This is a genomic window from Dawidia cretensis (assembly GCF_018598175.1).
In the GTDB taxonomy this organism is placed as follows: domain Bacteria; phylum Bacteroidota; class Bacteroidia; order Cytophagales; family Cyclobacteriaceae; genus Ohtaekwangia; species Ohtaekwangia cretensis.
Map to the genome: position 1 here is coordinate 13637 of NZ_JAHESE010000007.1, position 25030 is coordinate 38666.

21 protein-coding genes are annotated in these 25030 nt (G+C 51.7%); 9 read left to right on the forward strand and 12 right to left on the reverse strand.

Annotated features, from left to right (window positions below):
• The first annotated feature begins 16 nt into the window (after nucleotides 1-16).
• Nucleotides 17-820, forward strand: coding sequence for a 3'-5' exonuclease (locus KK062_RS09655; protein WP_254084081.1), 804 nt, complete (start codon nucleotides 17-19; stop codon nucleotides 818-820).
• A 76-nt stretch (nucleotides 821-896) separates the two neighbouring features.
• Here KK062_RS09655 and KK062_RS09660 read toward each other — a convergent pair whose 3' ends face one another.
• Nucleotides 897-1694 (reverse strand): M48 family metallopeptidase, encoded by a 798-nt coding sequence (locus KK062_RS09660; protein WP_254084082.1) that lies wholly within the window; start codon nucleotides 1692-1694, stop codon nucleotides 897-899.
• Between the two features lie 155 nt (nucleotides 1695-1849).
• Here KK062_RS09660 and KK062_RS09665 point away from each other — a divergent pair, with 155 nt between their 5' ends.
• The 3 genes from KK062_RS09665 to bcp are packed head-to-tail and all read left to right on the forward strand — an operon-like array spanning nucleotide 1850 to nucleotide 5149.
• Nucleotides 1850-2461, forward strand: coding sequence for a fumarylacetoacetate hydrolase family protein (locus KK062_RS09665; protein ID WP_254084083.1), 612 nt, complete (start codon nucleotides 1850-1852; stop codon nucleotides 2459-2461).
• The gene (locus KK062_RS09670; protein WP_254084084.1) at nucleotides 2430-4346 is read left to right on the forward strand and encodes a M23 family metallopeptidase; all 1917 of its coding nucleotides are present in this window, start codon (nucleotides 2430-2432) and stop codon (nucleotides 4344-4346) included. Before KK062_RS09665 ends, KK062_RS09670 begins: the two co-directional genes overlap by 32 nt.
• 5 nt (nucleotides 4347-4351) lie before the next feature.
• Nucleotides 4352-5149, forward strand: coding sequence for a thioredoxin-dependent thiol peroxidase (gene bcp, locus KK062_RS09675; RefSeq protein ID WP_254084085.1), 798 nt, complete (start codon nucleotides 4352-4354; stop codon nucleotides 5147-5149).
• Between the two features lie 84 nt (nucleotides 5150-5233).
• Here bcp and KK062_RS09680 read toward each other — a convergent pair whose 3' ends face one another.
• Nucleotides 5234-5410, reverse strand: coding sequence for a BF3379 family histone-like protein (locus tag KK062_RS09680; RefSeq protein WP_254084086.1), 177 nt, complete (start codon nucleotides 5408-5410; stop codon nucleotides 5234-5236).
• Nucleotides 5411-5496: 86 nt separating this feature from the next.
• Nucleotides 5497-6753, reverse strand: a complete 1257-nt coding sequence (locus KK062_RS09685) for an aminotransferase class I/II-fold pyridoxal phosphate-dependent enzyme (protein WP_254084087.1) — start codon at nucleotides 6751-6753, stop codon at nucleotides 5497-5499.
• Nucleotides 6754-6865: 112 nt separating this feature from the next.
• Here KK062_RS09685 and accC point away from each other — a divergent pair, with 112 nt between their 5' ends.
• The 5 genes from accC to KK062_RS09710 are packed head-to-tail and all read left to right on the forward strand — an operon-like array spanning nucleotide 6866 to nucleotide 12162.
• Nucleotides 6866-8365, forward strand: coding sequence for an acetyl-CoA carboxylase biotin carboxylase subunit (accC, locus tag KK062_RS09690; protein WP_254084088.1), 1500 nt, complete (start codon nucleotides 6866-6868; stop codon nucleotides 8363-8365).
• A gap of 15 nt (nucleotides 8366-8380) precedes the next feature.
• Nucleotides 8381-9676, forward strand: coding sequence for a DUF1015 domain-containing protein (locus tag KK062_RS09695; RefSeq protein WP_254084089.1), 1296 nt, complete (start codon nucleotides 8381-8383; stop codon nucleotides 9674-9676).
• 8 nt (nucleotides 9677-9684) lie between these two features.
• Complete coding sequence (locus KK062_RS09700) at nucleotides 9685-10260, forward strand: Maf family nucleotide pyrophosphatase (RefSeq protein ID WP_254084090.1); 576 nt, start codon at nucleotides 9685-9687, stop codon at nucleotides 10258-10260.
• 12 nt (nucleotides 10261-10272) lie between these two features.
• Nucleotides 10273-11040 (forward strand): glycosyltransferase family 2 protein, encoded by a 768-nt coding sequence (locus KK062_RS09705; protein ID WP_254084091.1) that lies wholly within the window; start codon nucleotides 10273-10275, stop codon nucleotides 11038-11040.
• A gap of 9 nt (nucleotides 11041-11049) precedes the next feature.
• Nucleotides 11050-12162 (forward strand): glycosyltransferase family 4 protein, encoded by a 1113-nt coding sequence (locus tag KK062_RS09710; RefSeq protein WP_254084092.1) that lies wholly within the window; start codon nucleotides 11050-11052, stop codon nucleotides 12160-12162.
• Between the two features lie 8 nt (nucleotides 12163-12170).
• On the opposite strand, the gene KK062_RS09715 is transcribed toward KK062_RS09710, so the two are convergent.
• The 9 genes from KK062_RS09715 to KK062_RS09755 form a co-directional block, all read right to left on the reverse strand.
• Complete coding sequence (locus KK062_RS09715) at nucleotides 12171-13292, reverse strand: glycosyltransferase family 4 protein (protein WP_254084093.1); 1122 nt, start codon at nucleotides 13290-13292, stop codon at nucleotides 12171-12173.
• The gene (locus KK062_RS09720) at nucleotides 13292-13831 is read right to left on the reverse strand and encodes an inorganic diphosphatase (RefSeq protein WP_254084094.1); all 540 of its coding nucleotides are present in this window, start codon (nucleotides 13829-13831) and stop codon (nucleotides 13292-13294) included. The genes KK062_RS09715 and KK062_RS09720 overlap by 1 nt, the downstream gene beginning before the upstream one ends.
• A 79-nt stretch (nucleotides 13832-13910) precedes the next feature.
• A complete protein-coding gene (locus KK062_RS09725; protein WP_254084095.1) occupies nucleotides 13911-15275 on the reverse strand; it encodes an efflux RND transporter periplasmic adaptor subunit in 1365 nt (454 codons plus the stop codon).
• A gap of 13 nt (nucleotides 15276-15288) precedes the next feature.
• Complete coding sequence (locus tag KK062_RS09730; protein ID WP_254084096.1) at nucleotides 15289-16773, reverse strand: TolC family protein; 1485 nt, start codon at nucleotides 16771-16773, stop codon at nucleotides 15289-15291.
• A 4-nt stretch (nucleotides 16774-16777) separates the two neighbouring features.
• A complete protein-coding gene (gene sdaAB, locus KK062_RS09735; RefSeq protein WP_254084097.1) occupies nucleotides 16778-17455 on the reverse strand; it encodes an L-serine ammonia-lyase, iron-sulfur-dependent subunit beta in 678 nt (225 codons plus the stop codon).
• Nucleotides 17456-18019: 564 nt separating this feature from the next.
• On the reverse strand, nucleotides 18020-18457 hold the full coding sequence (locus KK062_RS09740) for a hypothetical protein (RefSeq protein ID WP_254084098.1): 438 nt from the start codon (nucleotides 18455-18457) through the stop codon (nucleotides 18020-18022).
• A gap of 10 nt (nucleotides 18458-18467) precedes the next feature.
• The gene (locus KK062_RS09745; protein WP_254084099.1) at nucleotides 18468-21557 is read right to left on the reverse strand and encodes an ATP-binding cassette domain-containing protein; all 3090 of its coding nucleotides are present in this window, start codon (nucleotides 21555-21557) and stop codon (nucleotides 18468-18470) included.
• Nucleotides 21558-21676: 119 nt separating this feature from the next.
• Nucleotides 21677-23716 carry a carboxy terminal-processing peptidase gene (locus tag KK062_RS09750; protein ID WP_254084100.1) on the reverse strand — a complete coding sequence of 680 codons (2040 nt, stop codon included), beginning with the start codon at nucleotides 23714-23716 and terminating at the stop codon, nucleotides 21677-21679.
• A 71-nt stretch (nucleotides 23717-23787) separates the two neighbouring features.
• The gene (locus KK062_RS09755; protein ID WP_254084101.1) at nucleotides 23788-24681 is read right to left on the reverse strand and encodes a hypothetical protein; all 894 of its coding nucleotides are present in this window, start codon (nucleotides 24679-24681) and stop codon (nucleotides 23788-23790) included.
• Between the last annotated feature and the right edge of the window lie 349 nt (nucleotides 24682-25030).

The following is a 25030-nucleotide window of genomic DNA, read 5'->3' on the forward strand; positions in this document are numbered from 1 at the left end:
ACGTTATTGTATTTGTATGAAACTTAATCTCCGAACCCCCCTTTGTTTCTTCGATCTGGAAACTACGGGTATCAACATCACCCAGGACCGTATTCTGGAGATCGCTGTCATTAAGATGATGCCTAACGGTGAGATTCACCGAAAGTCCAATGTCCTGAATCCTACGATTCCCATTCCACCCGAGTCGTCGGCCATTCACGGTATACGCGAAGAAGATGTCGCAGGCAAACCTACCTTTAAAGAAGTGGCAAAAGAATATGCCAAATTTTTGGAAGGTGCCGACCTGGCCGGGTTCAATGTACTGAAGTTCGATGTGCCCGTACTCGTGGAAGAGTTCTTGCGGGCCGGCGTCGAGTTTGACTATAGCCGCAAAAAGATCATCGACGCACAGAAGATATTCCACCTCATGGAAAAGCGGACGCTGTCGGCGGCCTATAAATTCTATGTGGGCAAAGAGCTCGTAGACTCACACACAGCCGAAGCGGACACGGAGGCCACGATGGAGGTGTTCCTTGCGCAAGTGGAACGTTACGAAGGCCAGCCTGTAACCGATGGTCTGAACCGTCCGCTGGGTGAGATTAAAAACGACATGGAGGTGTTGGGTAAGCTTACTTGTGTCGATATGGTCGACCTCGCGGGCCGCATGATTCTGAACAACAAAGGCCAGGAGCTCTTCAACTTTGGCAAGCATAAGAACAAACCCGTTACGACTGTTTTCAAAGAAGAGCCTGCGTATTACGACTGGATGATGAACGGCGACTTTCCGCTGGACACGAAGCGCAAGCTGACGGAGATCAAGCTGCGCAGCTTCAAGAAATAACCTATAGCAACCTTCCCATAAAAAAGGCTGATGCTGTCCATGACAACATCAGCCTTTTCTATAGTATCATCTGTTATTATTGTTTCTTGTAATATTTCATCGCTTCGGGGATCCAGCCTTGCAAATCTTTTATACGCGTGCCGTGCGAAGGGTGGGTCGACAGAAATTCCGGAGGCTCTGAACCGCCGCCCTGGCCCATGCGCTGCCAGAAGGCCGGCGCAGCCGCCGGATCATAGCCGGCCATGGCCATAAATATCAGACCGATGTGGTCAGCTTCCGACTCGTGCTCGCGGCTGAACTTCAACATACCGACGTTCGTACCAGCGCCGACAGCTTGCATCAGCAATTCTTTACCCGCGGTTGGATTCTGGCCCATCAACGCACTGACGGTACTCAGACCGTATTGGGCAATCATCTGCTGGCTCATCCGTTCACGACCGTGGTTGGCAATCGCGTGCGCTACCTCATGGCCCATCACGACCGCCACACCGGTCTCGTCCTTACAAATCGGCATGATACCTGTATAAAATGCCACTTTACCCCCCGGCATACACCAGGCGTTTACCATCTTGGGATCGTCGATCAGGTTAAACTCCCATGCGAAACCGGCCAGCTCGGACGAGGCGCCTTTCTGCGCCATATATTGTTCCACTGCCTTTTGAATTTTCACCCCTACCCGTTTCACCATTTGGGTCTGTTCCTGGTTTGTGGAGAGTGGTCCCTTCTTGATGACTTCTACGTATTCTTTATTCGCCATCGGTATAATCTCACCGTTTGAAACAAGGCTCAACTGGCTCCTTCCGGTTACTGCCACCTTGCTACAGGCGTACAGCACGCTGAGGACAGCGGCAAAAACGATTACTTTTTTCCACATAAGGGTTAAATTTTATTTTGAACAAAAATACAAATCCCCACCATGATTGTTTCATAAATTGGGGGCGAAAGTTAGTCGCCTGTGTAGCCGGCATCAATCGGCATACCCGGGTAATGTCTTTCCGAAATGTATTGACCATCAACTAAAACCGTACCATGAGAATCTTCGCGATCGGCCGGAACTATGCCGAACACATTAAGGAACTGAACAACGAGCGCCCCGACGAACCGGTTATTTTTACCAAGCCTGATACGGCCGTTCTCCGAAACAATGCCCCCTTCTATTATCCCGATTTTTCCACAGACATTCATTACGAAGTAGAGCTTGTGCTGCGTATCTGCAAAGAAGGCAAGAATATTGAACTCAGGTTCGCGAGTAAATATTACGACGCCATCGGTATCGGCATAGATTTTACGGCGCGTGACCTGCAGCAAAAGGCAAAAGAGAAAGGCCTGCCATGGGATATTGCCAAAGGCTTCAACGGCTCGGCTCCGATCAGCGACACATTTCTTCCGGTCGGCAATTTTGATGTGAACAATATCAACTTCAGTCTCAGCATTGATGGAGAATTAAAACAACAAGGCAATACAAGCCTTATGCTTTTTAACTTCGATTTTATAATTTCGTACGTATCGAAATTTTTTACACTTCGCACAGGAGATTTGATTTTTACGGGCACTCCCAAGGGTGTAGGTCCGGTGAAGGTTGGGAATGTGCTATCCGCATCTATTGAGAATGAGAAACTATTGGAGTTCAGCATTAAATAAAATTACCACGACAGCCATCGTTGCCGGGGCCTTGTCATATCACGCCCGGGCACAGACCGAGTCGTTTGTTTACCCGGTACACCCCGGCCAGCCGGGCGCTCTTACCGGTACAATGGGCGAGCTCCGGACGACACACTTCCACTCCGGTATCGACATTCGCACCAACAACATGACGGGGTATCCCGTCGTTGCCTCCAAGAGTGGCTATATTTCGCGCGCGTCCATGGGATCGTCGGGTTATGGCAACGTGTTATACATCACGCACCCCGACGGATACACGACATTGTACGCTCACCTGGAAAAATTCCTGGGCGCAGTCGCCCCACACGTGTTGGCGGAACAATATAAACTTAAGTCAGGCGAAATAGACCTCTTTTTTCAACCGGGTCAGTTTCCTGTCAAGCAGGGCGAACTGATCGCCCTGTCGGGTAACACGGGCTCTTCGGGTGGCCCGCACGTGCACTTTGATATTCGTGATCCCAACAACTACGCACTCGATCCCATGAAGGTCGCGGGCTTTAAGGAAATTGCTGATAATCTCCCCCCCGTACCGGAGAAGATCGCGCTGGTGACGCTGGATAAAAATGCCCGTATCAACGACAAGTTCGGCCGCTTCGAGTTTTATGGTAACAAGGTTGGCAACAGCTATGTCATTGCCAGTCCCATTCTGGCGAGCGGGCTGATTGGTGTGGAGCTTCTGGCGAAAGACAAGCTGGCCCCTAAAAGTCCTTTTTACGGCGGCGTTAATTACCTGGAGATGTGGGTCGACAGCACCCTGGTTTTCAGCCAGGCAATCGATAAGATCGACCTGAATGAAACACGTGCCATCTATACGCTCATGGATTTTAAGACCATGCGTACCAAGGGCACGCGCTTCTACAAGCTTTACATCGAAGACGGCAACACACTTAAGTTCTACGGCAACTCTCCTTCCCCAGGCAAGATCACGGTCAATCCCAACAAGCTCTCGACCGTGCAGATTCGCATGAAAGACAGCCGTGAGAACGTCAGTGTGATTTCCTTTAAGCTTCAGCCAAACCCCGTCACGCGCGAGGTGCCTACGTTGGAGCCGCTGCCGGCAACCACGGATGTAGCCTATGAAATTATGGGGAATACCCTACAGGTGACGGCCCGCGGCGCGAAAGAATTTGCCTCTAAAGCGAAGATATATGTGCACGGCGCGGTGACCGAAGTTGAACCCGACTATGCCAATATCGGTCGTAAAGTATACCTGGTGGACTTACGCCGGGGCTTGCCCGATTCGATCATCGTAAACAACAAGACCGTGTTGCCGGGATTGACGGCGACGATCCCCTCCGGTACGGAATACAAGTATTACGGCGAGGCCATAGACCTGCAGTTTCCGCTGGGGGCGTTATACGATACGGCGTACTTCAATACAGCACATTCCTTGCGTGCCGGCGGTGAGGTGTTTACGATCGGCACCCGTGTGATTCCGCTGCACAAAAGCATTACGGTATCACTCAAGACAAACAACACATATTCACTCCACGACCGGTGGGCCGTGTATCGCATCTCTGGAAGGTCATACGCCTTTATCGGCGGTGAGTGGGTAAACGACCGCATTCAATTTACAACTCGTGAGCTGGGCGATTTTACCTTGCTGCGCGATGTCGCACCGCCTTCCATTCGGGCCATTTCCATCAACAACCAGACGGTTCGATTTAAGATCCGCGATGAGCTGTCGGGTATTGCCTCCTTCCAGGCCAGCATTAACGGGCAGTGGTTGCTGATGCACTACGACAGCAAGATCGCGACCATCTGGTCGGAGCGTGCCGACAAGGCGCCCCTGAAGGGAACGTTGGAGCTGGTAGTCACCGACAATGCGGGTAACAAAAGCACTTTCAAACAAACAATCCCCTAAAACATATGGCGTTGAAAATTGGTGACAAAGCCCCTGACTTCGAAGTGAACGACCAGGATGGCGTGCCCGTAAAGCTTTCTGACCTTCAGGGCCAGAAAGTCGTTCTGTATTTTTATCCGAAGGATATGACTCCCGGCTGCACAGCCGAATCGTGCAACCTGCGGGACAACTATGAGCGTCTGCAGCAGCAAGGTTACGAAGTGCTCGGCATCAGCTCCGACGACGAGCAGTCGCACCGTAAATTTATTGAGCAGCAAAATCTTCCTTTCCGTCTGCTGGCAGACACTGACCGTAAAGTGCACGATGCCTACGGCACGTGGGTAGAAAAGCAGATGTACGGCCGCAATTACATGGGTACCGCGCGTGTAACGTTTGTCATCGATGAACAGGGCGTGATCGAAGATGTCATCGACAAGGTAGACACCGAAAACCACACCCGCCAGATCCTGAAAACAGCATCTAATGGCGAGGCGACATATAGGGCGGACGCAATTCCGAGTACACCTGCATCAGCCACCGCGCCTGCCAAGAAGACAGTAACAAAAAAGGTAGCCAAGAAGGCCCCTGCCAAAGCACCGGTCGCCGCAAAGAAAGCCGCGCCTAAAAAGGTCGTTAAGAAAGTAGCGAAAAAAGCAGCGAAGAAAGTGTCTAAGAAGGCTGCCGCGAAAAAGGCTACGAAGAAAATTGTTAAGAAGGTTGCAAGGTCCGCTCCGAAAAAGAGCGTGAAGGCCGCGAAGGCAGTTAAGAAATCAGCCAGGAAGGTGACAAAAGCACCTAAGAAGACTAAAAAGAAGTCTCGATAATCTCGCAACGGTTAGACAAGTGAAAGACCGTTTCGGCATGTCCTGATGTACTGCCGAAACGGTCTTTTTATTATCAGAATAAACTTAAGCCTTATTCTTAATATCTTGAACCTCAGAGCGGATGGTTTGTGCGAGATTTTTCAGGTCTTGCATACCCTTTCTAACGCGGGTACCAGCAGCGCTATTGCCTTTGTTATAAAACTTGTCAATATCACCTTCTAAGGAAGCGATCAGGTCTTTTAGCTCTTGAAACTTTTGCATTGTCTTTGGAGTTTTAGGATTAAAATTTAGTTTCTACTGCCAATTTAAGTAAAAAGGCCGAAAAACAACCCCTAAGGCGGTTTTTTTTAGATTGCCTTCGTTACAGACACTAAAGCTTCCTCCTTGTAAAACCCGCTATCAAGCTTGGTTTTGAGCTTCGAGAATGCACTCAAAGTCCGCTCTACATCCTCCAGGGTATGCACCGCCGTCGGAATGATGCGGAACATGATAACATCCTTAGGGACAACAGGATAGATCACCACAGAGCAGAAAATTCCGTAGTTTTCACGCAGGTCCATTGCCATGTTGGCAGCCTCGCCTACCCCGCCTTTGAACAGCACCGGCGTGACCGGCGAAGTGGTCGTACCGATGTTGAAACCGCGCTCTTTCAAACCATTTTGCATGGCATTCACGATCTTCCACAGGTTATCCTTCATGGAAGGATTGGTTTTCAACAGCTCCAGACGCTTCAAAGCACCGACAACCAGCGGCATCGGCAGGCTCTTCGCATAAATCTGCGAACGCACGCTGTACCGCAGGTACTTGATGATGTTCTTCGACCCCGCGACAAATGCACCAATGCTGGCCATGGATTTGGCGAACGTAGAGAAATACAGATCAACTTGATCCTGAACACCTTGCTCCTCGCCTGTACCGGCACCGGTCTTACCCATGGTACCGAAACCGTGCGCGTCGTCTACAAACAGACGGAAATTATATTTGCTCTTCAGGGCTACCACGCCTTTCAGATCGCCTTGCTTGCCTGACATACCAAACACACCTTCGGTGATCACAAGTATACCACCCCCCGTCTCGTCGGCTAGTTTGGTGGCACGCTGCAGTTGCTTCTCGAGGCTGTCCATGTCGTTATGGGTGTATACAAAACGCTTCCCCATGTGCAGACGTACGCCGTCGATGATACACGCATGTGACTCCGCATCATACACGATCACGTCTTTGCGGTCCACGAGTGCGTCGATGATCGACACCACACCCTGATACCCAAAGTTGAGCAGCATGACATCTTCTTTTTTCTCGAATTCCGCGAGCTGACGTTCAAGCTCCAGGTGATTTACTGAGTTCCCTGACATCATCCGCGCGCCCATCGGCAAGCCCATACCGTATTGGGCAGCAGCCTCACCATCGGTCTTCCGTACTTCCGGATGGTTCGCCAGGCCCAGGTAGTTATTTAAACTCCAGTTTAAAACATCCTTGCCATTGAACTTCATGTGAGGTCCTATGTCACCTTCCAGTTTCGGAAAGAAGAAATAGTCATCCGGGAGATGCGAATACTTGGCCAGAGGACCGGCCTCCATTTTAAGCTTGTCAAATAAATCTACCATTTCGGGATTAGTTATTGGCCGCAAAAATAAGGAAAAATCGTGTTTATACATGCCTGTCCCGGCTTTGCCTATGCAGAAATTATCGCTAGCATTGTATTCAGGCCCTTAACCCATGAGAAAAATCAAAAAAATACTGGTCGCCAACCGTGGTGAGATCGCCCTTCGCATCATGCGCTCCGCCCGGGAGGCCGGCATACAGACTGTTGCGGTGTTTAGTGAAGCCGATCGACAGTCGCTGCACGTACGTTATGCCGACGAAGCCATCTGCATCGGCCCGCCCCCTTCCTCCGAATCCTATTTACGCATTGATAAGATCCTGGACGCAGCCCGGCAAACCGGCGCCGATGCCATTCACCCGGGATACGGCTTCCTCTCTGAGAACGAAACATTTGCCCAGCGTGTGGAAGACGCCGGCTTGATCTTCATCGGGCCGTCGGCCAAAGCCATTGAGCTTATGGGCAGCAAGCTGGCGGCGAAAGCCGCGGTCGCCGCCTTCAACGTGCCGCTAGTGCCCGGCACCGCAGAGCCTATTACGGATGTCGCCAAGGCCAAAGAAGTCGCGGCCAACATCGGCTACCCCGTGCTCATCAAAGCCAGCGCCGGTGGCGGTGGTAAAGGCATGCGTGTGGTGGAGAATGAAGCCAGCTTTGCCGAGCAAATGGAACGCGCTATCAGCGAGGCCACATCCGCCTTCGGCGACGGCTCTGTCTTTATCGAAAAATATGTTACCAGTCCGCGTCATATCGAGTTTCAAATCTTTGGCGACAAACACGGCAACGTGGTACACCTCTTTGAACGTGAGTGCTCCATTCAGCGCCGTCACCAGAAGGTCGTGGAAGAAGCACCATCGTCTGTGCTGACACCGGAGAAGCGCAAGTTGATGGGAGAAGCTGCCATCAACGCTGCCAGGGCGTGTGGCTATTACGGTGCCGGTACGATTGAATTCATCCTGGATGACAAGCTTAATTTCTACTTCCTGGAAATGAACACCCGGTTGCAGGTAGAGCACCCGGTGACGGAAGCTATCACAGGGCTGGACCTGGTGCAGTTACAAATCAAAATTGCCGAAGGCGAGAAGATTCCGTTCAAACAGGAAGACTTGCAGATGCACGGCCACGCCGTCGAGATACGCGTCTATGCCGAAGATCCAGCCAACAACTTTTTACCCGACATCGGTACGCTAAAGACCTACAAGCGTCCGCAGGGTCACGGTATTCGTGTCGATGACGGCTTTGAGCAAGGCATGGCTATCCCCTTCTATTACGACCCGATGATCGCCAAGTTGATCTGTCATGCCGAAAGCCGCGAGGCGGCGATCGAGAAAATGATTCGCGCCATTCAGGATTATGAGATTACCGGCCTGGAAACAACCCTGGGCTTTTGCGAGTTTGTGATGAAGCACGAAGCTTTTCGCTCGGGGAACTTCAACACACGCTTTGTGGAGAAATATTTTACCCCTGCCGGACTGCAGCCTGAGCACACGTACACCGAAGAAGCCCTTGTCGCCATTCTGGCGGGTACGTTGCTAAAAAGCAATGGCCACCGTGTAGCCGAAGGCGCGCTTGCCACGGCCGGCACGACGGCAAGCAAGTGGAGAAAAAACAGATCTTAATACGACACTCCCAGTATGCCCGAAATTTTACCGATCCGTCCCTGGCGTTATAACCAATCACTTTCGCAATCCATCGACTCACTGACTTCCCCCCTGTTCGACGTCGTCTCGGAAAAACAACGCAAGGCACTCTATCAACATCCCTATAATAGTATTCATATGTCGGTGCCCCAGGAAACGCCGGGGGCGGCCGGCAAGCGCCTGGCGCAATGGAAACACCAGGGTATACTGGTGCAAGACCGGCTGCCCGGAATCTATGTATACTATCAATATTTCAAGTTAGCAGGGTCGTCGAAGGAATACTGCCGGAAAGGTTTTATGTGCCACATCCGGGTATATGATTGGGAGGAGCAGGTCATTCTGCGGCACGAGAATACCATTCCCCAAGCGGTTAACGACCGCATTGAGCTGCTTGAAAATACGCAGCTTCACGCCAGCGCAACCCATGGACTCTATACCGACCCTACGTTTGCATTGGAGCGGTATATGGACGAGGCCATTCAGCAGCCACTCTACGAAACGGAAGATTACCAGGGTGTGCGAGATGTCATGGCCTGCATCCAGGACTATACCATCGTTCAGCGCTTTATGGATGTTTTGCAGCAAGGCAATGTCATCCTGGCCGACGGCCACCACCGTTATGAGGGGTCGTTGGTCTACAAACACAAACAACAGGCGGCCAACCCTGCCCATACCGGCCGGGAGGGGTATAATTATCACCTGATGTACCTGACCAATACAGAGGCGGACGACCTGCGCATTCTGCCCACGCACAGGCTCATCCACGGGCTGAAAGACTTTGACGAGCAAACCATTCTGCGACGACTGGAGGCAGATTTTACCATTATACCCCTGGATGATGCCGATACCCTTCCGGAGGTGATTGTAGGCAAACGCTGGGCGTTTGGGTTGATGTTCCGGGACAACGCCTATAAAGTGCGGCTGAAACCCGAGGCCCTGGATACAATGCCGTGGCCTTTTCCGCCCGTGGTCAAGGCGCTTGACCTGACAGTGATGCATTACTTCATTATCGAGAAAGCGCTGGGCATACCGGGCCGCGAGCAACGCAGCGCTACCAATGTCAGCTTTGACCGCAGCTTTGCGGACTGTATGAAGAAGGTTTTGCAGCAAGAGGCACAGCTCGCCGTCATTACCAATGAAGTTTCGATCGACGAAGTGAAGGCTGTGTGCCATAGCGGGTATACCATGCCGCAAAAATCGACGTATTTTTACCCCAAGGTTATCGGCGGCTACCTGTTCAGCTCGATCAGCGAATCGGAATTTGCCCTGCCGGTCTGTGCCACTTTTTAACAACCGATATGACTACTACAACCAATACGCGATCGATCATACTTGCTTCCAGCTCTCCCCGCAGACAGTACCTGATGAAGGAAGCGGGCTTTACGTTTACCGTGGAGAAGCCCGATGTAGAAGAAGACTTTCCGCATGAGCTGCCGGCTGAACAGGTGGCTCGCTACCTGGCGGCCAAGAAGGCGGAGTATTTCCGCCCCCGTATGGGCCGCGAGATCATCATCACGGCGGACACCGTCGTGATCCTTGACAACCGCATTTTGAATAAACCCCAAGACCGCGCCGAGGCCGTCGCCATGCTGAGCGACCTGTCCGGACGTACGCATCGCGTGATGACCGGCGTGTGCATGCTTTCGCAGGAACGCGAGGAGACCTTTGACGATATTACCGATGTGACATTTGTCAAGCTGTCGCCCAAAGAGATCGACTTTTATGTCGATATGTATAAGCCCTACGACAAGGCGGGCGCCTATGGCGCGCAGGACTGGATTGGCCTGGTCGCCATTGAAAAGATCGCCGGTTCATACTTTAATGTAATGGGCCTCCCCATTCACAAAGTGTATCAGCACCTGGCAACGTGGTAGTATATAGAAAAAATGGCAAAAATTTCCGCAGTCATCATTACGTTCAACGAAGCGAAAAACATCGGCCGGTGTATCGAGTCGCTCCAGCCGGTGGTCGATGAGTTCATTATTCTGGACTCGCTCTCCACCGACGACACCTGTGATATTATTAAACGCCACGGTCTGACACCTGTACAGCGCGCCTGGACCGGCTACTCGGAGTCGAAGAACTACGCCAACAGCCTGACCACCGGCGACTATATTCTGTCGATCGATGCCGACGAGGCACTTTCCCCCGCGTTGCAACAAGCGATCTTACAGGTAAAGGCCGCCCCGAAAGCCGAGGTATACGAAGTAAACCGCTTGACGAATTACTGCGGACATTGGATCCGTCACAGCGGCTGGTACCCGGAGTATAAAATACGGCTCTTCAAAAAAGGTCTGACGCAATGGGCCGGTCTGATCCACGAAGAACTGATATTTAACCAGACCGCCTATACCACGCAACGGCTGGAAGGCGACTTGTATCATTATTCATACCCCACGATCGAAAGCCATATTCGCAAGATCATCCCCTACTCTGCACTGGCGGCAGAAAAGGATTTTAAAGCGGGCAAGCGTTATCGATTGGTGACGCACGGGCTGATCAAGCCCTGGTTTATGTTCATGAAGAAGTATTTTCTGCAGGCAGGTTTCCTGGATGGCTTCTATGGTTTTGTGATCGCCGTTAACTCGGCGTATGAGCGTTATCTACGGTATCTCCGGTTTCACGAGCTGCGCAAAAATCAGTCCACCCGTTAATATTTTACGATGGCGGCAGCACTTTCCATATTACACTTAAGCTCGGAAAAGACCTGGCGTGGTGGCGAGCAACAAATTGCTTACCTGCTGGAAGAGCTGAATAAGCAAGGTGTCCGGAACCATGTGGCGGCTCGTCAAGGGTCGGCGTTTGAGGCGCATTGCCGGAAAGAAAACATACCGGTCATCGTTTTACCGTTTAAGAATGCGATCGATATCGGTACGGCACTGGCCATTAAACGTTATTGCCGGGAGCATAGTATCGACCTGGTACACATGCACAGTGCCAAGTCGCATGCCCTCGGGGTTATCTCGCATGTGCTTGGCAACGAGACGCCGCTGGTGCTGAGCCGGCGTGTGATGTTTTCGCCCAAGCGCTCGTGGTTCACCCGCTGGAAATACAACCACCCGGCTATTGCCAGGGTGCTGTGTGTCTCGGATAAGACCCGGGAGGTTATGCAGGCTTATCTGAAACATCCAGAGAAAGCCGTAACAGTCTATAGTGGTGTCGATCTGCATAAGTTTGATCCCGCCAGCCGGAGCGACATTCTTCTCCGCGAGGGCATTCGCCGACCGGGACTTACAGTCATTGGTAATACCGCCGCGCTCGAATATGAGAAAGACTACATCACGTTTATCGATACGGTTAACAAGCTCGTGCAGAAGAAGCTGCCCATACAGGCGGTGATCATCGGCAAAGGGTCGCAGGAGGAGTCGTTGAAAAAGTACGTTCAGGATAAACAGTTACAAGATGTAATCACCTTTACCGGTTTTCGGAAAGACCTTGTTGCCTTGTTGCCTGAGCTTGACCTTTTCCTGATGCCTTCGATATTGGAAGGTCTGGGCACTTCCGTGCTCGACGCTTTTCTGGCGCATGTACCGGTTGTTGCAACCCAGGCCGGCGGCATACCCGAAATGGTTATTTCGGGACAGACCGGGTTATTGGCGCCCACGGGTGACAGTACCGCACTGGCCGAACACATCGAAGCGATCATGACCAATCCGGCGTTGCGCAAGACCCTGATCAAGGGGTCACAAGAAAAAGTAAAGGAATTCTCAAAAGAACAGATGGCCGCGCGCACATTGGCGGTCTATCATGAAGTCGTCGGGAATATACCCCGATAATCAGCCTATTATCCCCGATACACTTCCTGCAGGCGCTGTGCGATGGCAGCGGGCTGGAATTGCTGTATGTACCGGCGGCCGTCTTCGACCAATTGGCTGCGCAGGGTAGCCTCTTGCAACGTGCGGGCCACCTGGTGGGCCAGCGCTTCTGCACTGTGGGGATCGGCATACAAAGCGCCGTCGCCGGCAGCTTCCTGGAAACACGAGCCTGTAGAGGTTACGACGGGGACACCCGACTCGATCGCTTCCACGAGGGGTATACCAAAGCCTTCAAACAACGACGGATATACAAACACCTCCGCCCCCTGGTACAAGGCGGGAAAGTCCTGAAACGAAGCCTGGTGCAGAAAGATCACCTGGTCTTCCAAGCCGCTTTCCCGTGCGGTACGCACGATCTCTTCTTTATAGGCCGTGGCCCGGCCCACCAACACCAGGGGTATACGCGTCTCCCGCGGCAGCAGCGCGACGGCCTTTACCAGCTGGTGTACATTCTTACGCGACTCGAGGGTACCGACGTTGAGAATATACCGGTCGGGCAGGTTGTACTTCTGACGTACCTGCGCCCGGACGTCCACGGAAACAGATTGCTTAAAGATGGGGTGACAGCCCTGGTACACGACGTCGATCTTTCCCGGATCGACTTGAAGGAAGTCAACAAGGTCCTGGGCGGTTTGCTGGCTGATGGCAATTACACGATCTGCCCGAGTGCAGGCAGCTTTGGCTTTTGCTTTGTAGATGGCGACATCTACGGGTTTATAAAACTGCGGGTACCGTATATAGATCAGATCGTGCACCGTCACGACCTTTTTTACGCTGGCAGGTAGGCCGGCCGGTAGCTCCTGGCTCAGGCCGTGGTATACATCCAATGTCTTAATGGTGGCGTGACGGCTCACGCCCCACGATCGCCACAGTCCATGAAGAAACCGGTACCCTCCCGTGGGCGCAACGACCTGTACGTTTGAACGTCGTACGATCGGGTCGATCTCGGGATGCGTCCTTGTCTTGGGAGAATACAGCGTGTAGTGACCGCGGGGATAGAACTCGCTCAGGGCGTCGACGACAAAGCGTGCATAGTTACCGAGTCCGGTAAAGTTGGTAAAGAACCGCTTTGCCTCGAAGCCTATGTGCATTACTTCTTGGAGTAGGTCTCCTGGTAACGCTTCATGCTGGCTTGCAGGATGGCCTCTGCCTTCTCTTTAGAGAGAAACTCATCTACAACAACCTTCTTGTTCTCCAGCTGCTTGTAGCTTTCGAAGAAGTGCTTCAGCTCGGCACGCAAGTGCTGGGGCAGGTCTTTCACATCCAGAATATGGCTTACGCTCGGATCTTGCTCGGCTACGGCAATGATCTTGTCATCGGCCTCACCCTGATCAATCATCTGCATCACACCGATGATCTTGCAGGGAATCAGACAGCCTGGCACCACGCTTACCTGCGTCAACACAACGATGTCGAGGGGATCATGGTCTTCACCCAGGGTCTGAGGAATAAAACCGTAGTTCAGTGGATAGTACATGGACGCGTATATAACACGGTCCAGCTTGATCAGGCCGCTCTCCTTGTCGATCTCGTATTTTGCGCGGGAACCTTTGGGAATCTCGATGATTGCGTTGACTTGGTCCGGGGGATGAACACCAACCGAAACCTCGTGCCAGGGATGTAATGACATGTTCTTTTTTAGATTTTAACGGCAATATTAAACAAAAAAGCCCCGATTACGATCAGGGCTTTTCTGGGACCACGCAGGTTTATTTTTTTTGCGACGCGTCCTTTTCCATTAGTCGAACCTTGTCGCCGTCTTTCAAACGTTTGGATACAGCCAAAAACGGCCCTGTGATTACTTCTGTGCTATCGCTCACGCCGGAGATTATTTCTATATTATCGTAATCACTTATACCGGTTTTCACCTCTACCATCCTGGCTGTGCCGTTATCGTTGACGAACACAACGGTTTTCACCAGCTCTTTCTTCGCGGGCTTGCTATCGTCGTTCGCAGACTGATTTTGCGGCGGTCCATCCTGTTCCTTTTTCTCCTGATCATCTTTTCCCCGTGTTGTCACTGCGGCCAGGGGTACTGACAGCACGCCAATCTTGCGTCGCGTTAAAATATCCACGCTCGCGGTCATGCCGGGCAGGAACGGGTATCGTTTACCTTCTTGTATGAGGTCTTTGTACGACGAGTTCAGGATCAGGATACGCACTTCGAATTCGGTAATGGCATCAGCCGAAGTCTTCTCTTTAGCGGTGTTGGCAATGAGTGTCACAACGCCCCTGAATTCTTTTTCCTGGTTTGAGTATGCGTCTACATCAATAATGGCGGTGTCACCAATGTGCACGCGTACGATGTCGTTTTCATTTACTTCCACGCGCACTTCCATGGCGTTCAGGTCGGCTATACGCATCATCTCCGTTCCGGCCATAGTCTGTGTTCCCACCACGCGCTCGCCTTTCTTTACACTGAGCTTTGATACGATGCCGTCCATGGGCGCCTGTACACTGGTCAGTCGCACGTTCTCGCGCGCTTCGCGCACCGAGGCTTCGCTGCTGCGCACCACAAACTTCGAGGCTTGCAGCGATTGCTTCGCCGACTTCAGATCGTTCTCGGCTACCTTGAAATTCTGTTGGGCCAGTTGCCAGTCGGCTTCGGCGATAACTTTCTCATTCCACAGTCGTTCGTTACGCTTATATTCCTGTTCGGCACGAAGGTAGGTAGCTTCCGCGCGCGCCAGCGATGCTTCCGATGCTACTTCGTTCGCGCGTTGCTGGTTCATTGAGGCTTCTGCCCGCTCGAGCTGTGACACCCAGGTGTCGGGACGTATTTTTACCAGCAGGTCACCCCGGCTGACCGAATCGCCTTCCTCGATCAGCAGCTCGCGAATCTCGCCCGATACTTCCGGGGCAAGCTTGACCTCCGTTACCGGTTGGATGGTACCCGAGGCACTGACTTTTTCAATGATGGTAGCGTGTTTGGTTTTTGCCAACTCTACTTCGATCTCGTTCGGTTTGCCGATCCACCCAGCCGATTTACCAACGACTACGAATACCAGAAGAACGCCCACGATGATTACGAGCCAAAGGATGAGCTTATTGGATTGTTGCTTTTTTTTTGCCATTGCGGTCAGTGTATTAATATGCTAAAGGCTTGCCCTGATAAAAGTCGAGCACTTTCTTCTTAAAGATAAAATCGTATTTGGCGCGCACCAGGTCGGACTTGGCCTGGAAGAGATCATTCTCTGCTACCTGGTACTCTACATAGTTGGTAGCCCCGGCTTCGAAGCGTTGTTTGGTCATGCGAAAGGCTTCATCGCGCGCCTGCACCTGGCGCAGGGAAGAGTTGTAGGTCTTCGAGGCCGCCACAGCGTCGTTATAGGCTGTCTCGACACTTTGGCGAAGGGTGTTGGACATTTCCTTAGCATCTACCTCGGCGACTCTTTGTGAAATGACGGCGCGCTGCCAGGCTGTACGCGACCGGAAGCCGTTGAGGATCGGAATTGTCAGCGAGAGGCCTACTGAACGCGCAATGTTGTCTTTCAATTGGTCACGATAGCCATAGCCGTTTACAAGTTTCCCTGAAAATTCATTTCTAGGTGTACGGGCTATCACGAATTGATCGTCAACGCCGTGTACATTACCAATCGTGTCATACACAGGTGTCGCCGGTGAGCCGTCGGAAATAAAGCGTAGCCCATCCGCACTGCTGCTATAATAAGTATTTGTCGAGGCCGTCAACGACAGGCGTGGCAAGAGATCGCCCTTTGCTGCCTTGACGGCATAGTACGAAGCCTCTTTCTTAAGATCGGCGCTTTTAATTTCGGGCATCGACTGTCGCGCAATATCGAAGATCTGATCGCGTGATTGCTCCAACACCAGGTCTTCCACGTCGATCTGCGGGATCTCTACATCGAGCGCAGCTCCGCCCGGCATCTGCAACGCCTGCTTTAGACGTAGCAGCGACAGATTTAGATTGTTCTCGCGGGTAATGAGATTTACTTCATTGGTCGCCACCTGTGCATCGAGGTTGAGCTCACTCGACCTGGGTAGCGAGCCTGCGGCCACTTGCTTTTTGGTGCGCTCGTATTGTTGCTGGCTGGAGGCCAGTTGTGATTTGGCATTTTCGAGCTGTTCCTTATCGAACACCACGGTGATATACAGCGACGCTACATTCAGGATAACATCGTTTTTAGTCTTTTGCAGATCCAGGTTTGCGGCATCATAATTATGCGAATACTGGCGAATGGAGTTTTGGATCCTGAACCCATTGAACAACGGCACCGAAGCATTGAGCGATCCGCTCAACGAGCGTTGCTCGCCCGTGGTATAGGTATACGTATTCTGTACCAGCGTACGCCCCCAGCTGAGTCCGTATTGTGCGGAGCCATTCACCGATGGCAAAACCTCGGCTCTGGACAGATTATAGTCCAGCTTACTATTCTCCACATTGTAGCCGCTGCGTTCCACCTGCAGGCTGTTGGCCAGGGCGTAGTCTATACATTGTTTCAGCGTCCAGGCAGTGCCGGATTGTGCCGTGTCGGCGGCCGGCTGTGTCTGCTGCGCGTGCAGCAGGAATGGCGCACATAAAAGAAAAAAAGTCCAGCGTAGTGTTCTCATCATTAGTCTAACAATCAATATCGGGAATATAAATGACCTGTTTTACCCAGCTAAGACTCCGCAGGTACGCTAATGTTACAGGCTTAATGCCCGAATCCATTTCGATTACCAGGCACGCCACATCGTTCCGGCCCTTACGGGACACCGACATGGTGGCAATGTTACAATCGTCGTGTGCCACGACGTCGGCGATAAACGCGATGCTTCCTTTGACGTCGTCGGCGGTGATGATGACGGTGTGCGCGTTGGCACCAAAGTCGGCCTTAAAGCCGTTTACTTCGGCAATGTTGATCAGGCCGCCGCCGCGGCTTTCGCCGACCACTTCCAGGGTTTCCTCCCCTTTCCGCAGTACCAGTTTGATGGTGTTCGGATGGAGTGTCGAGGCGTTGCCGACGGACTTAAAGTGGTATTGCAGTCCGGCCTCTTTGGCCAGGTCCAGCGCCTCTTTGATGCGTTTGTCGTCGGTTTTAAAGTCCAGCAGACCGGCAATGATGGCCCGGTCGCTGCCGTGGCCCTCGTAGGTACGGGCGAAGGAGTTGTAAAAGGTGATCTCGGCTTCCTCGGGACGATCGCCCAACAGTCTGTAGGCGGTCCGGGCGATGCGCACAACACCGGCGGTGTGCGAGCTGGAGGGACCGATCATAACCGGTCCAATCATATCAAAAACACTGCTTTTTTCTGCCATATGGGTTACAATACGCAATATGTCGCCAAAAAGATGGCGACGTTACAGTTTTTTTAAGGAATTAATAATGCTCGGTGCCAGAGGCGGTTTTGGGGCATGTAGTCCGGATAATTCGGAGATGTCTCCGAGTTGAGCCTGAGTATAGCCTGAGTATAGTCCGATATAAGCCCGTTCTTATAGCACGGAGACTAGTCGGGGTTAGATCGATGTTGTTTCCATGTGTTATCGGTTTTAGACGGTTATGCGCGCTGCGGGGCGAGACGATTTCTAAGACTGCAAACAGTTTCTGTTACCCCGATAGGATCGGGACTATCGCAAGTTCCGCAACGATGCTAACGCCTGGTTCTTAAACATGCGCCCGATGGGTGGCGTGTTTCGGGGCTTCGTCAGGTCATCTTTGGGGATAAGGCGCGGTGGTAGCCAGGATGTCGCGGGATCAGACCAGTGATAAAGCATAGATCCCTATAGTGGCTTATCTATGCTTTACCTTTGCTTTATCCATGCAATATCTATGCTTTATGCATGCCTTTGGCCTGGTGCCGCCTGCCAGTATCCGGCTTTGATCTAGTGCTGGTGATCGTGGCCGTGGCCGCCGTACCACATTTCCTGGATGTGGTGGAATTCGTCGTGGAGCTTGTTGAGGGACTCGCCGGTGGCTTTGTCATCGCCGCTTTTTGCCGTGACGGCAAAGGAGGTGGCATCCGTCGACAGTTGCGCCAGGGCGGCTTTGACTTCGTCGTTATTTACTTTTTCAGGGAGCGGGGCGTTTTTCCATTGCTCGGCGCCGGCGGCCAGGGCTTCGGCTTTTTCTTTGGCGGGGGCCAGGTTGGCCGAGTCTTTATAGGGGTGAAACGCGTCGGCCATCAGCATGTGGAAGTCGTCCATTTCTTTCCATTCGTCGGCGGCGGTGTCGTGCTCGTGTGCTTCTTGTTTCTTGCCAGAACACGCCAGCGCGACGGCGGCGATCAAACACATCATGCAGAAAAGGTTAAGCTGTTTCATGGGGGCGTGGTTATTTGTCTCTTCGTTTATACTTACGGTTTCCTTCCAACACCTTGATGATCCCTTTCAAGGCATCGAAATACAAGGTCAAAAATAATACAAGTGTCATACTCCAGATCACACCGAGGTTAAAATATAACGTGTCGATATCTGCTCCCAGGAAATGCTTGGTAGGTTGGTATAAATTCGCGGAGAAGTCCAGCGGGTTGCTGGGCTGGTGATCGTCCTGGTAGATGGGATAGATCTTTTGCACCAGCTTTCCATCGTATTCCACGATCCGGTCGGGCGAGCCGGTATTTTTAACGGCGTCGGTTACGGCCTTGTTTACGTACCGGGCTTTGCTGACCTCATACTCCTGGGATTTATCGGGGGTGTTTGTATGGCTGGCAATCAATGCTTCTTTCTCTTTCGTTGCGCGGTCCATCTTGCGGGCATAATACTTCTTCAGCGAATTCAGAAACCGGGAGGTTTTGAGGTAGACCGTTGAGTCGAATTTGCCGATGGCCAGGCGGTCGACTTCGGGCAGCCTCGCGTCGCCTACAAACTTCAACTCGTTTTTGATTTCGGTTTGCAGCAGGTTCAGTGACGCTTCTACATCGTCGTTGCGCTTTACGCGCCAGCTATTGGGGTGATTCAGGCAGTAGGCTAACCTCGATTCCAGTTGCGGTATATAGTATACCCGTTTGTAATCCGATTCGGCGGTCACTTTGTCGAGGTCGTAGAACTCGCGCTCGAAGGGGTTGTCTCTGAACTGGGTCACCATGTACGCTTCAAAAGCCCAGCGCGAGGCCATCGTCTCGCCCATGAAGGGCACGCCTACGGGTTTGCCCACCCGGGGATTGAATTTATCAAAGCTGATCACCACACCGCTCAGTAACAGTTGCGGAATGACCAGGACAGGGATCAGGATATAGATTGTTACTGCGGAGTTGAACGATGCTGAAATATTCAGCCCCAGCATGTTAGCAAAACATGAGCAGCTGAACAGAATTACCCAGTAGCGAACCTCCGTGAGCGGTATCTCCAGGATCAAATTGCCGATCACGGTAAAGAGCAGGGTTTGGATCGCGGACGAGGCAAACATGACGGCCACCTTCGACACGAGGTAGCTGCTGCGGCTGAGGTGTAAAAACTGTTCGCGTTTTAGTATGATGCGGTCGCGGAAGATTTCCTCTGCGCTCATAGTCAAGCCGAGGAACAACGCCACGACCACACTCATAAAGAAGTATACGGGGACGTTGTAGTTGTTGTAGAAGCTATAGTCTGCCTCACCGTCGAGCACGTTGTGGTACTTGACCATGAACGCGATAAAGAATGCCAGCACGGGTGCCTCCAGTACGTTGATGAGCATATACTGGCGGTTGGCCAGCTTCGACAGTACATCGCGGGTAATAAACACTTTCCATTGTTTGAACCAATGGGGGATTTCTTGTACCACCGGCAGCTCGTTGCGTAAGTGCTCGAGCCGCGGAATTTTGATCTTTTGCTTAAAGTATTGGTACCATTGCCCGGGCGATACTTTGCGGGTGTTTGTCAGGCGGCCGTATTCGTTCACGACCTTAGTCTCGATAATGCTAAAAATCTGTTCGGGGTTGATATTACCACATTCCGGACAGGCCCCCTGCATTTTGTTGGCTGCATTGATGATGTCACGGAAATAGATGACGGCTTCCACGGGATTACCATAGTATATCTGGAAGCCGCCGACGTCCATGATGATGAGCGTATCGAACATCTTGAAGATGTCGGACGAGGGTTGGTGGATGACCACAAACACCATCTTGCCGCGTAGCGACAATTCTTTGAGCAAGTCCATGATGTTTTCGGAATCGCGCGACGAAAGGCCCGATGTAGGTTCATCGACAAACAGGATGGTCGGTTCGCGCAGCAGCTCCAGCGCAATGTTCAGTCGTTTGCGTTGGCCCCCGCTGATGGTCTTGTTCAACGGTGAGCCTACCTTCAGGTCGCGGATCTCGGTCAGACCCAGGTTGATCAGCGTGCGCATGACCAGGTCGATGATCTGTTTATCGGCGTAGTGGTTGAAGCACAGTTTGGCGGCGTAATACAGATTTTGAAATACTGTCAGCTCGTCGATCAGCAGGTCATCCTGAGGGACATAGCCAATGATGCCGTTTACCTGATCCGAATTTTCGTGTATGTCGATGCCGTTGACGAGTACCCGGCCGCTGGATGGTTTTTCAGAGCCGTTCAATACATTGAGCAACGTAGACTTGCCCGAGCCACTGGCCCCCATGATGCCGATGAGCTTGCCGCCCTGTTCAGCCAGGTTGAGGTTTTGGATGCCGGCGCGACCACTCTTGAAGTGATAGAAGATGTGGTCGGCCGTGAATGTTATCCCGGTACGGCTATCGCCGGTCAAAAAATTACCGATGATGTCGCTATAATAAATGGGCCCTACCTTGTCACCGCGGATCGTGCTGCCTGTCGGGAAGACGTCTATCTTCCGGCTTTTTAGCAATATACTATTGAGGTAGAGCGTGGTGATGCCGAGGTATTTGATGAAATACGTTTCCGCATCGGGCAGCCGGAGAATGGCGATGAGGCCGGTCAGGTCTTTCTCGATAATGCGGGGGCCGTCGTAGTGGCCGGAGCCTTCGTCGATGACGAGTACCTGTTTGGACGACAGCTCGTCTATGTCCTGGCCGATGATAAACTGCTGTAGGGCGTGAACGTCGGCCTGGGGGATTCTGAGGGCCTGACCGATATAGAAGATCAGGTTCTCCTGGCGGTCGGAGATCGAGGTACGGTCGATGTAGACTAACTCAATGATCTTGACCACCATGACAAGCTTCTGCTGCATGGTGAGGGCCTGGTTCACCTGCTTGATGATGTGCATGATCCGGGACCAGTCGTCCACGAACTGCTGGGTATCGGCATCGAGGTTATCGAGCTCCTGCCGGGCATTAATATGGTTTGCCTGGCAGAATTCATCGAAAAGCTTGAGATAGTAGTTCGTGGCCTCCCGGTTGAGGTGAAGGCCCAGGAACTCCTTTATCTTGTTCCGCTCGTCTTCCGTAATGCGCTCGCGTACAACAATGGCAAAAAGTTGAATGATCGCCTTGAGTAATTCTTCACTCATAGAAAAAGTCTAGGTCGTCCAAAATAGCAATTAAAATGTAAATGCATGCAGTTTGGATGGCTTGCAAAAACAAAAAGAGCGGAATTTCCGCTCTTCTGGTTCTATGGGGATGTCCGGGCTTAGCCGATCTTGGTGGTGATCAGGTCGCTCAGTACAAACAGGCCTTCGCGCAGGTACTCGTCGTCCAGATCGTCGAGGGTCTTCGGTTCCGGCACTTCCTTGGACGGGATGTGTCCTTGCAATTTACTGCCCGACGCTTTTTTCTGCTCAGCATCGTCCATCTCTTTCTTCCGCACGACCTCATTCAGGGACACGCGGGTGTCGCGGTAGCTCTTTCGGATCTCATCGGTCTCTATTACAAACTGGCTCAACGACTTATCGGTTTTCAGACGTTCCTGGTAAGCTTTGTTGATATTGCTCAGCACCTTTTCGTTGATCACGGGTGTTTTTTGGAAGAGTGTTCCATTGATCTCATCCCAGGGCATAGCGCTGGGGCTGGCGCTTTCGCCAAATTGTTCAGGATCCAGCGGGGTCGGCAACAAGACGTCGGGTGTTACACCTTTGTTCTGGGTGCTGCTGCCGGTTATACGGTAGAATTTTTGGAACGTAAGCTTCAACTCGCCTACCTGGTTAGCCGGGTCGTTGATGAAGCGATTCAGGTCGATCACGGTTTGTACGGTGCCCTTTCCAAAGGTGGACTCTCCTACTACGACGCCGCGGTGATAGTCCTGGATTGCACCGGCGAAGATCTCGGATGCCGAAGCACTGAAGCGGTTGGTCAGCACGACGAGCGGTCCGTTGTAGCCGATGGCCGGGTTGTTGTCGGTCATGACTTCCGTCTTGTTGATGGTGTTTCGCACCTGCACAACCGGGCCGTTTTTAATAAACAGGCCGGTCAGGTCGATTGCTTCCGTGAGCGAGCCACCACCGTTGTTGCGTAGGTCGAGCGCCAGGCCACTGATGTTCTCGGCTTGCAGCTCTTTAATGAGACGCTGTACATCGCGCGTTGTGCTGGTATAGTTGGGATCGCCTTTTTGATAGGCCTCAAAGTCCATATAGAAGCTCGGCAGGGTGATGACGCCCAGGCTCATGTCTTTACCATCTTTCTGGTAGTGGATGATACTTTTTTTGGCCTGTTGGTCTTCCAGCTTGATCTTATCGCGTACAATCTGGATTATTTTGGGCGCACCATTCAACCCGGTTGCAGCCGGTAATATCTGCAGACGTACGGTGGTGCCTTTGGGGCCTTTGATCAGTTTTACGACGTCATCAATGCGCCAGCCGATCACGTCTACCATTTCGCCATCACCCTGGGCTACGCCGATGATGCGGTCGTTGTTGTGTACAAGCTTGCTCTTATCCGCCGGACCACCGGGAATAACCTCGGCAATCTTGGTATAGTCGTTCTCGGTTTGCAGTTTAGCACCGATACCTTCCAACGACAGGCTCATCTGTTGTTTGAACAGGTCGGCGGCACGCGGCGAGAAATAGTTCGTGTGGGGGTCGTATGACTCAGTAATGCTGTTCATGTACATGCTGAACACATCTTCCGAGTTGAATTGCAGAATGGATTTGCTGAAGCGCTCGTAACGCTCACGCAGCATGCGCTCTATGTCTTCGGGGGTTTTGCCGGCCAGCTTCAGGCTGAGCGCCTGGCTTTTGACAATCTTGCGCCACACTTCGTTGAGCTCTTGCTCGTCCTTGGCCCACGGCTCCTTGTCACGATCGGATTCATAATATTCGTCCGATGTGTAGGTGAATTGTTGTTTGAGTAGTGTTTTGAAGATGTAGTCCATACGCGTGTTGAACCGCTTGCGGAACACGGCATAGACATCGTACGCCAGGTCTACATTTTCGGCGCGGGTCAGATCGTCGATCTTATAACGAAAGGCCTCGAAGCTTTTCAGATCGGACTGTGTGAAGTACGTTTTATTATTGTCAAGGCTCTTAATAAATTCATCCAGGATGACCGAGGACATGGAATCGTTAAGCGACAGCTTACGATAATGATTGTTGTCCAGGATGTAGGTGATTACCTTGGCTTCTTTTCCGTATACCGGCTTGGGCTTCAGGCGGGTTGTGTCCGCCACTGTAGCGGCCAAGGTCGTTGCGAACAAAGCCATGCTCGCCATCCCCGCAAAAATCATTTTCTTCATCATCACTCCCTAATTTTTGGTAATACAAAGGGGCAAATCCCATGCCCCGATTTCTTTAACGTAAAAAGTCAGACTTATGATCCTTTTTCGGCGTCATATTCATCCAAAAACTTTTGTGCCTGCTCCATGTTCTGGAATTCAAAAAATTTCTTACCGGAAATGCTGGAGTGGATCTCGATCCGAACCATGTCGATGTTTTTATTGCGCTTAAAGGTGTGCATGCCTGCCTTGCGGTAGTCATCCGCTTCTTTGGTCGAGATGTTGTACGCGGTTGCGCGCACAGATTTGCAATAAGAACATTGAAAGTGTTTAATTAATTCGCCCGCGGCGTCTTTGCTGGGATGGCGGGTGATCTCTTCTTTGACGATTTTCATCGTGTAAAAACCACAGCTGTTGCATCGCAGGGCTTGTAGGTGACCGGGATATTTGTCGACTTTTACCTCACCTGATTTCTCATCCATCCACACATCGTAGTCAATTGAGAACACATTCTCTTCTGCCTGCATGCCTTCTTCCAGGTGTACGTCTTCCTCTTCTTCGCTCAGGAGGCGCATGGTGTTGCCGTCCTTGCTCACACGGGGCATGTATCGCCACTTGCGCAGCTTTTTATTCAGGACGGTAGGATAATAGTAGTCGAGTACCAGGAATGCCACGTATGCTACCAGCGTACCACCGGCGATGGACATAAACAACCGCACAAAGAACCAGATCTCGATTGTGTTGAGCTTGCCCATACCGTAGAGGTTGATAAACATAGTGGCAGCCACAGCAAAGCAGACGAACATTTTCTTATAGTTCCGAATCTCCTTCTTGTTGATGTAATCGTATTTGGCTTTGTAGTCTTTGATCGTGGAGACACGCAGCTTGTGTAAGAGATAGATGATGATCCCGGCTATGATCATGAGTATCGCGCCCGTTATCATCGAGGAGTGCCAAATATCAAGAAAGGGATTAGCAGTAGGTTCCATAGAGGTTGTTAGTGTTTTAAATATACTGATTTAAACGAATTGCTATCTGTCAAACGTTTGTTGCTTCTCATTATTTCGGCAACGGTCATGTTCGCATACAACTGGTATAACTATGACGTGTGTGGACTTAGGGTTACTGGAAAGCTTTGCCTCGCGGACACCCCCCGTCCGCCTGTACGCTCTCCGATCACTTATAATTAAGTAACAATCAAACACTTAAATATCATTCCCGAGCTCTTTATCCAATCGGCGGATTGGTTTCGCTGTTGAAAGAATTGTGCATTTTTACACACAAAATGTATCCAATAGTGCTCTTTTTTCGTAGTATTGTGTAATAATGCACAAAAGC

Coding starts and splice junctions, on each gene's coding strand:
- KK062_RS09720 (WP_254084094.1), bottom strand. CDS start 13,831: ATGTCATTACATCCCTGGCACGAGGTTTCGGTTGGTGTTCATCCCCCG.
- KK062_RS09685 (WP_254084087.1), bottom strand. CDS start 6,753: ATGGTAGATTTATTTGACAAGCTTAAAATGGAGGCCGGTCCTCTGGCC.
- KK062_RS09710 (WP_254084092.1), top strand. CDS start 11,050: ATGGCGGCAGCACTTTCCATATTACACTTAAGCTCGGAAAAGACCTGG.
- KK062_RS09665 (WP_254084083.1), top strand. CDS start 1,850: ATGAGAATCTTCGCGATCGGCCGGAACTATGCCGAACACATTAAGGAA.
- KK062_RS09740 (WP_254084098.1), bottom strand. CDS start 18,457: ATGAAACAGCTTAACCTTTTCTGCATGATGTGTTTGATCGCCGCCGTC.
- KK062_RS09655 (WP_254084081.1), top strand. CDS start 17: ATGAAACTTAATCTCCGAACCCCCCTTTGTTTCTTCGATCTGGAAACT.
- KK062_RS09715 (WP_254084093.1), bottom strand. CDS start 13,292: ATGCACATAGGCTTCGAGGCAAAGCGGTTCTTTACCAACTTTACCGGA.
- KK062_RS09660 (WP_254084082.1), bottom strand. CDS start 1,694: ATGTGGAAAAAAGTAATCGTTTTTGCCGCTGTCCTCAGCGTGCTGTAC.
- KK062_RS09750 (WP_254084100.1), bottom strand. CDS start 23,716: ATGATGAAGAAAATGATTTTTGCGGGGATGGCGAGCATGGCTTTGTTC.
- accC (WP_254084088.1), top strand. CDS start 6,866: ATGAGAAAAATCAAAAAAATACTGGTCGCCAACCGTGGTGAGATCGCC.
- KK062_RS09730 (WP_254084096.1), bottom strand. CDS start 16,773: ATGATGAGAACACTACGCTGGACTTTTTTTCTTTTATGTGCGCCATTC.
- KK062_RS09670 (WP_254084084.1), top strand. CDS start 2,430: ATGAGAAACTATTGGAGTTCAGCATTAAATAAAATTACCACGACAGCC.
- KK062_RS09700 (WP_254084090.1), top strand. CDS start 9,685: ATGACTACTACAACCAATACGCGATCGATCATACTTGCTTCCAGCTCT.
- KK062_RS09705 (WP_254084091.1), top strand. CDS start 10,273: ATGGCAAAAATTTCCGCAGTCATCATTACGTTCAACGAAGCGAAAAAC.
- KK062_RS09680 (WP_254084086.1), bottom strand. CDS start 5,410: ATGCAAAAGTTTCAAGAGCTAAAAGACCTGATCGCTTCCTTAGAAGGT.
- KK062_RS09695 (WP_254084089.1), top strand. CDS start 8,381: ATGCCCGAAATTTTACCGATCCGTCCCTGGCGTTATAACCAATCACTT.
- bcp (WP_254084085.1), top strand. CDS start 4,352: ATGGCGTTGAAAATTGGTGACAAAGCCCCTGACTTCGAAGTGAACGAC.
- KK062_RS09755 (WP_254084101.1), bottom strand. CDS start 24,681: ATGGAACCTACTGCTAATCCCTTTCTTGATATTTGGCACTCCTCGATG.
- KK062_RS09745 (WP_254084099.1), bottom strand. CDS start 21,557: ATGAGTGAAGAATTACTCAAGGCGATCATTCAACTTTTTGCCATTGTT.
- sdaAB (WP_254084097.1), bottom strand. CDS start 17,455: ATGGCAGAAAAAAGCAGTGTTTTTGATATGATTGGACCGGTTATGATC.
- KK062_RS09725 (WP_254084095.1), bottom strand. CDS start 15,275: ATGGCAAAAAAAAAGCAACAATCCAATAAGCTCATCCTTTGGCTCGTA.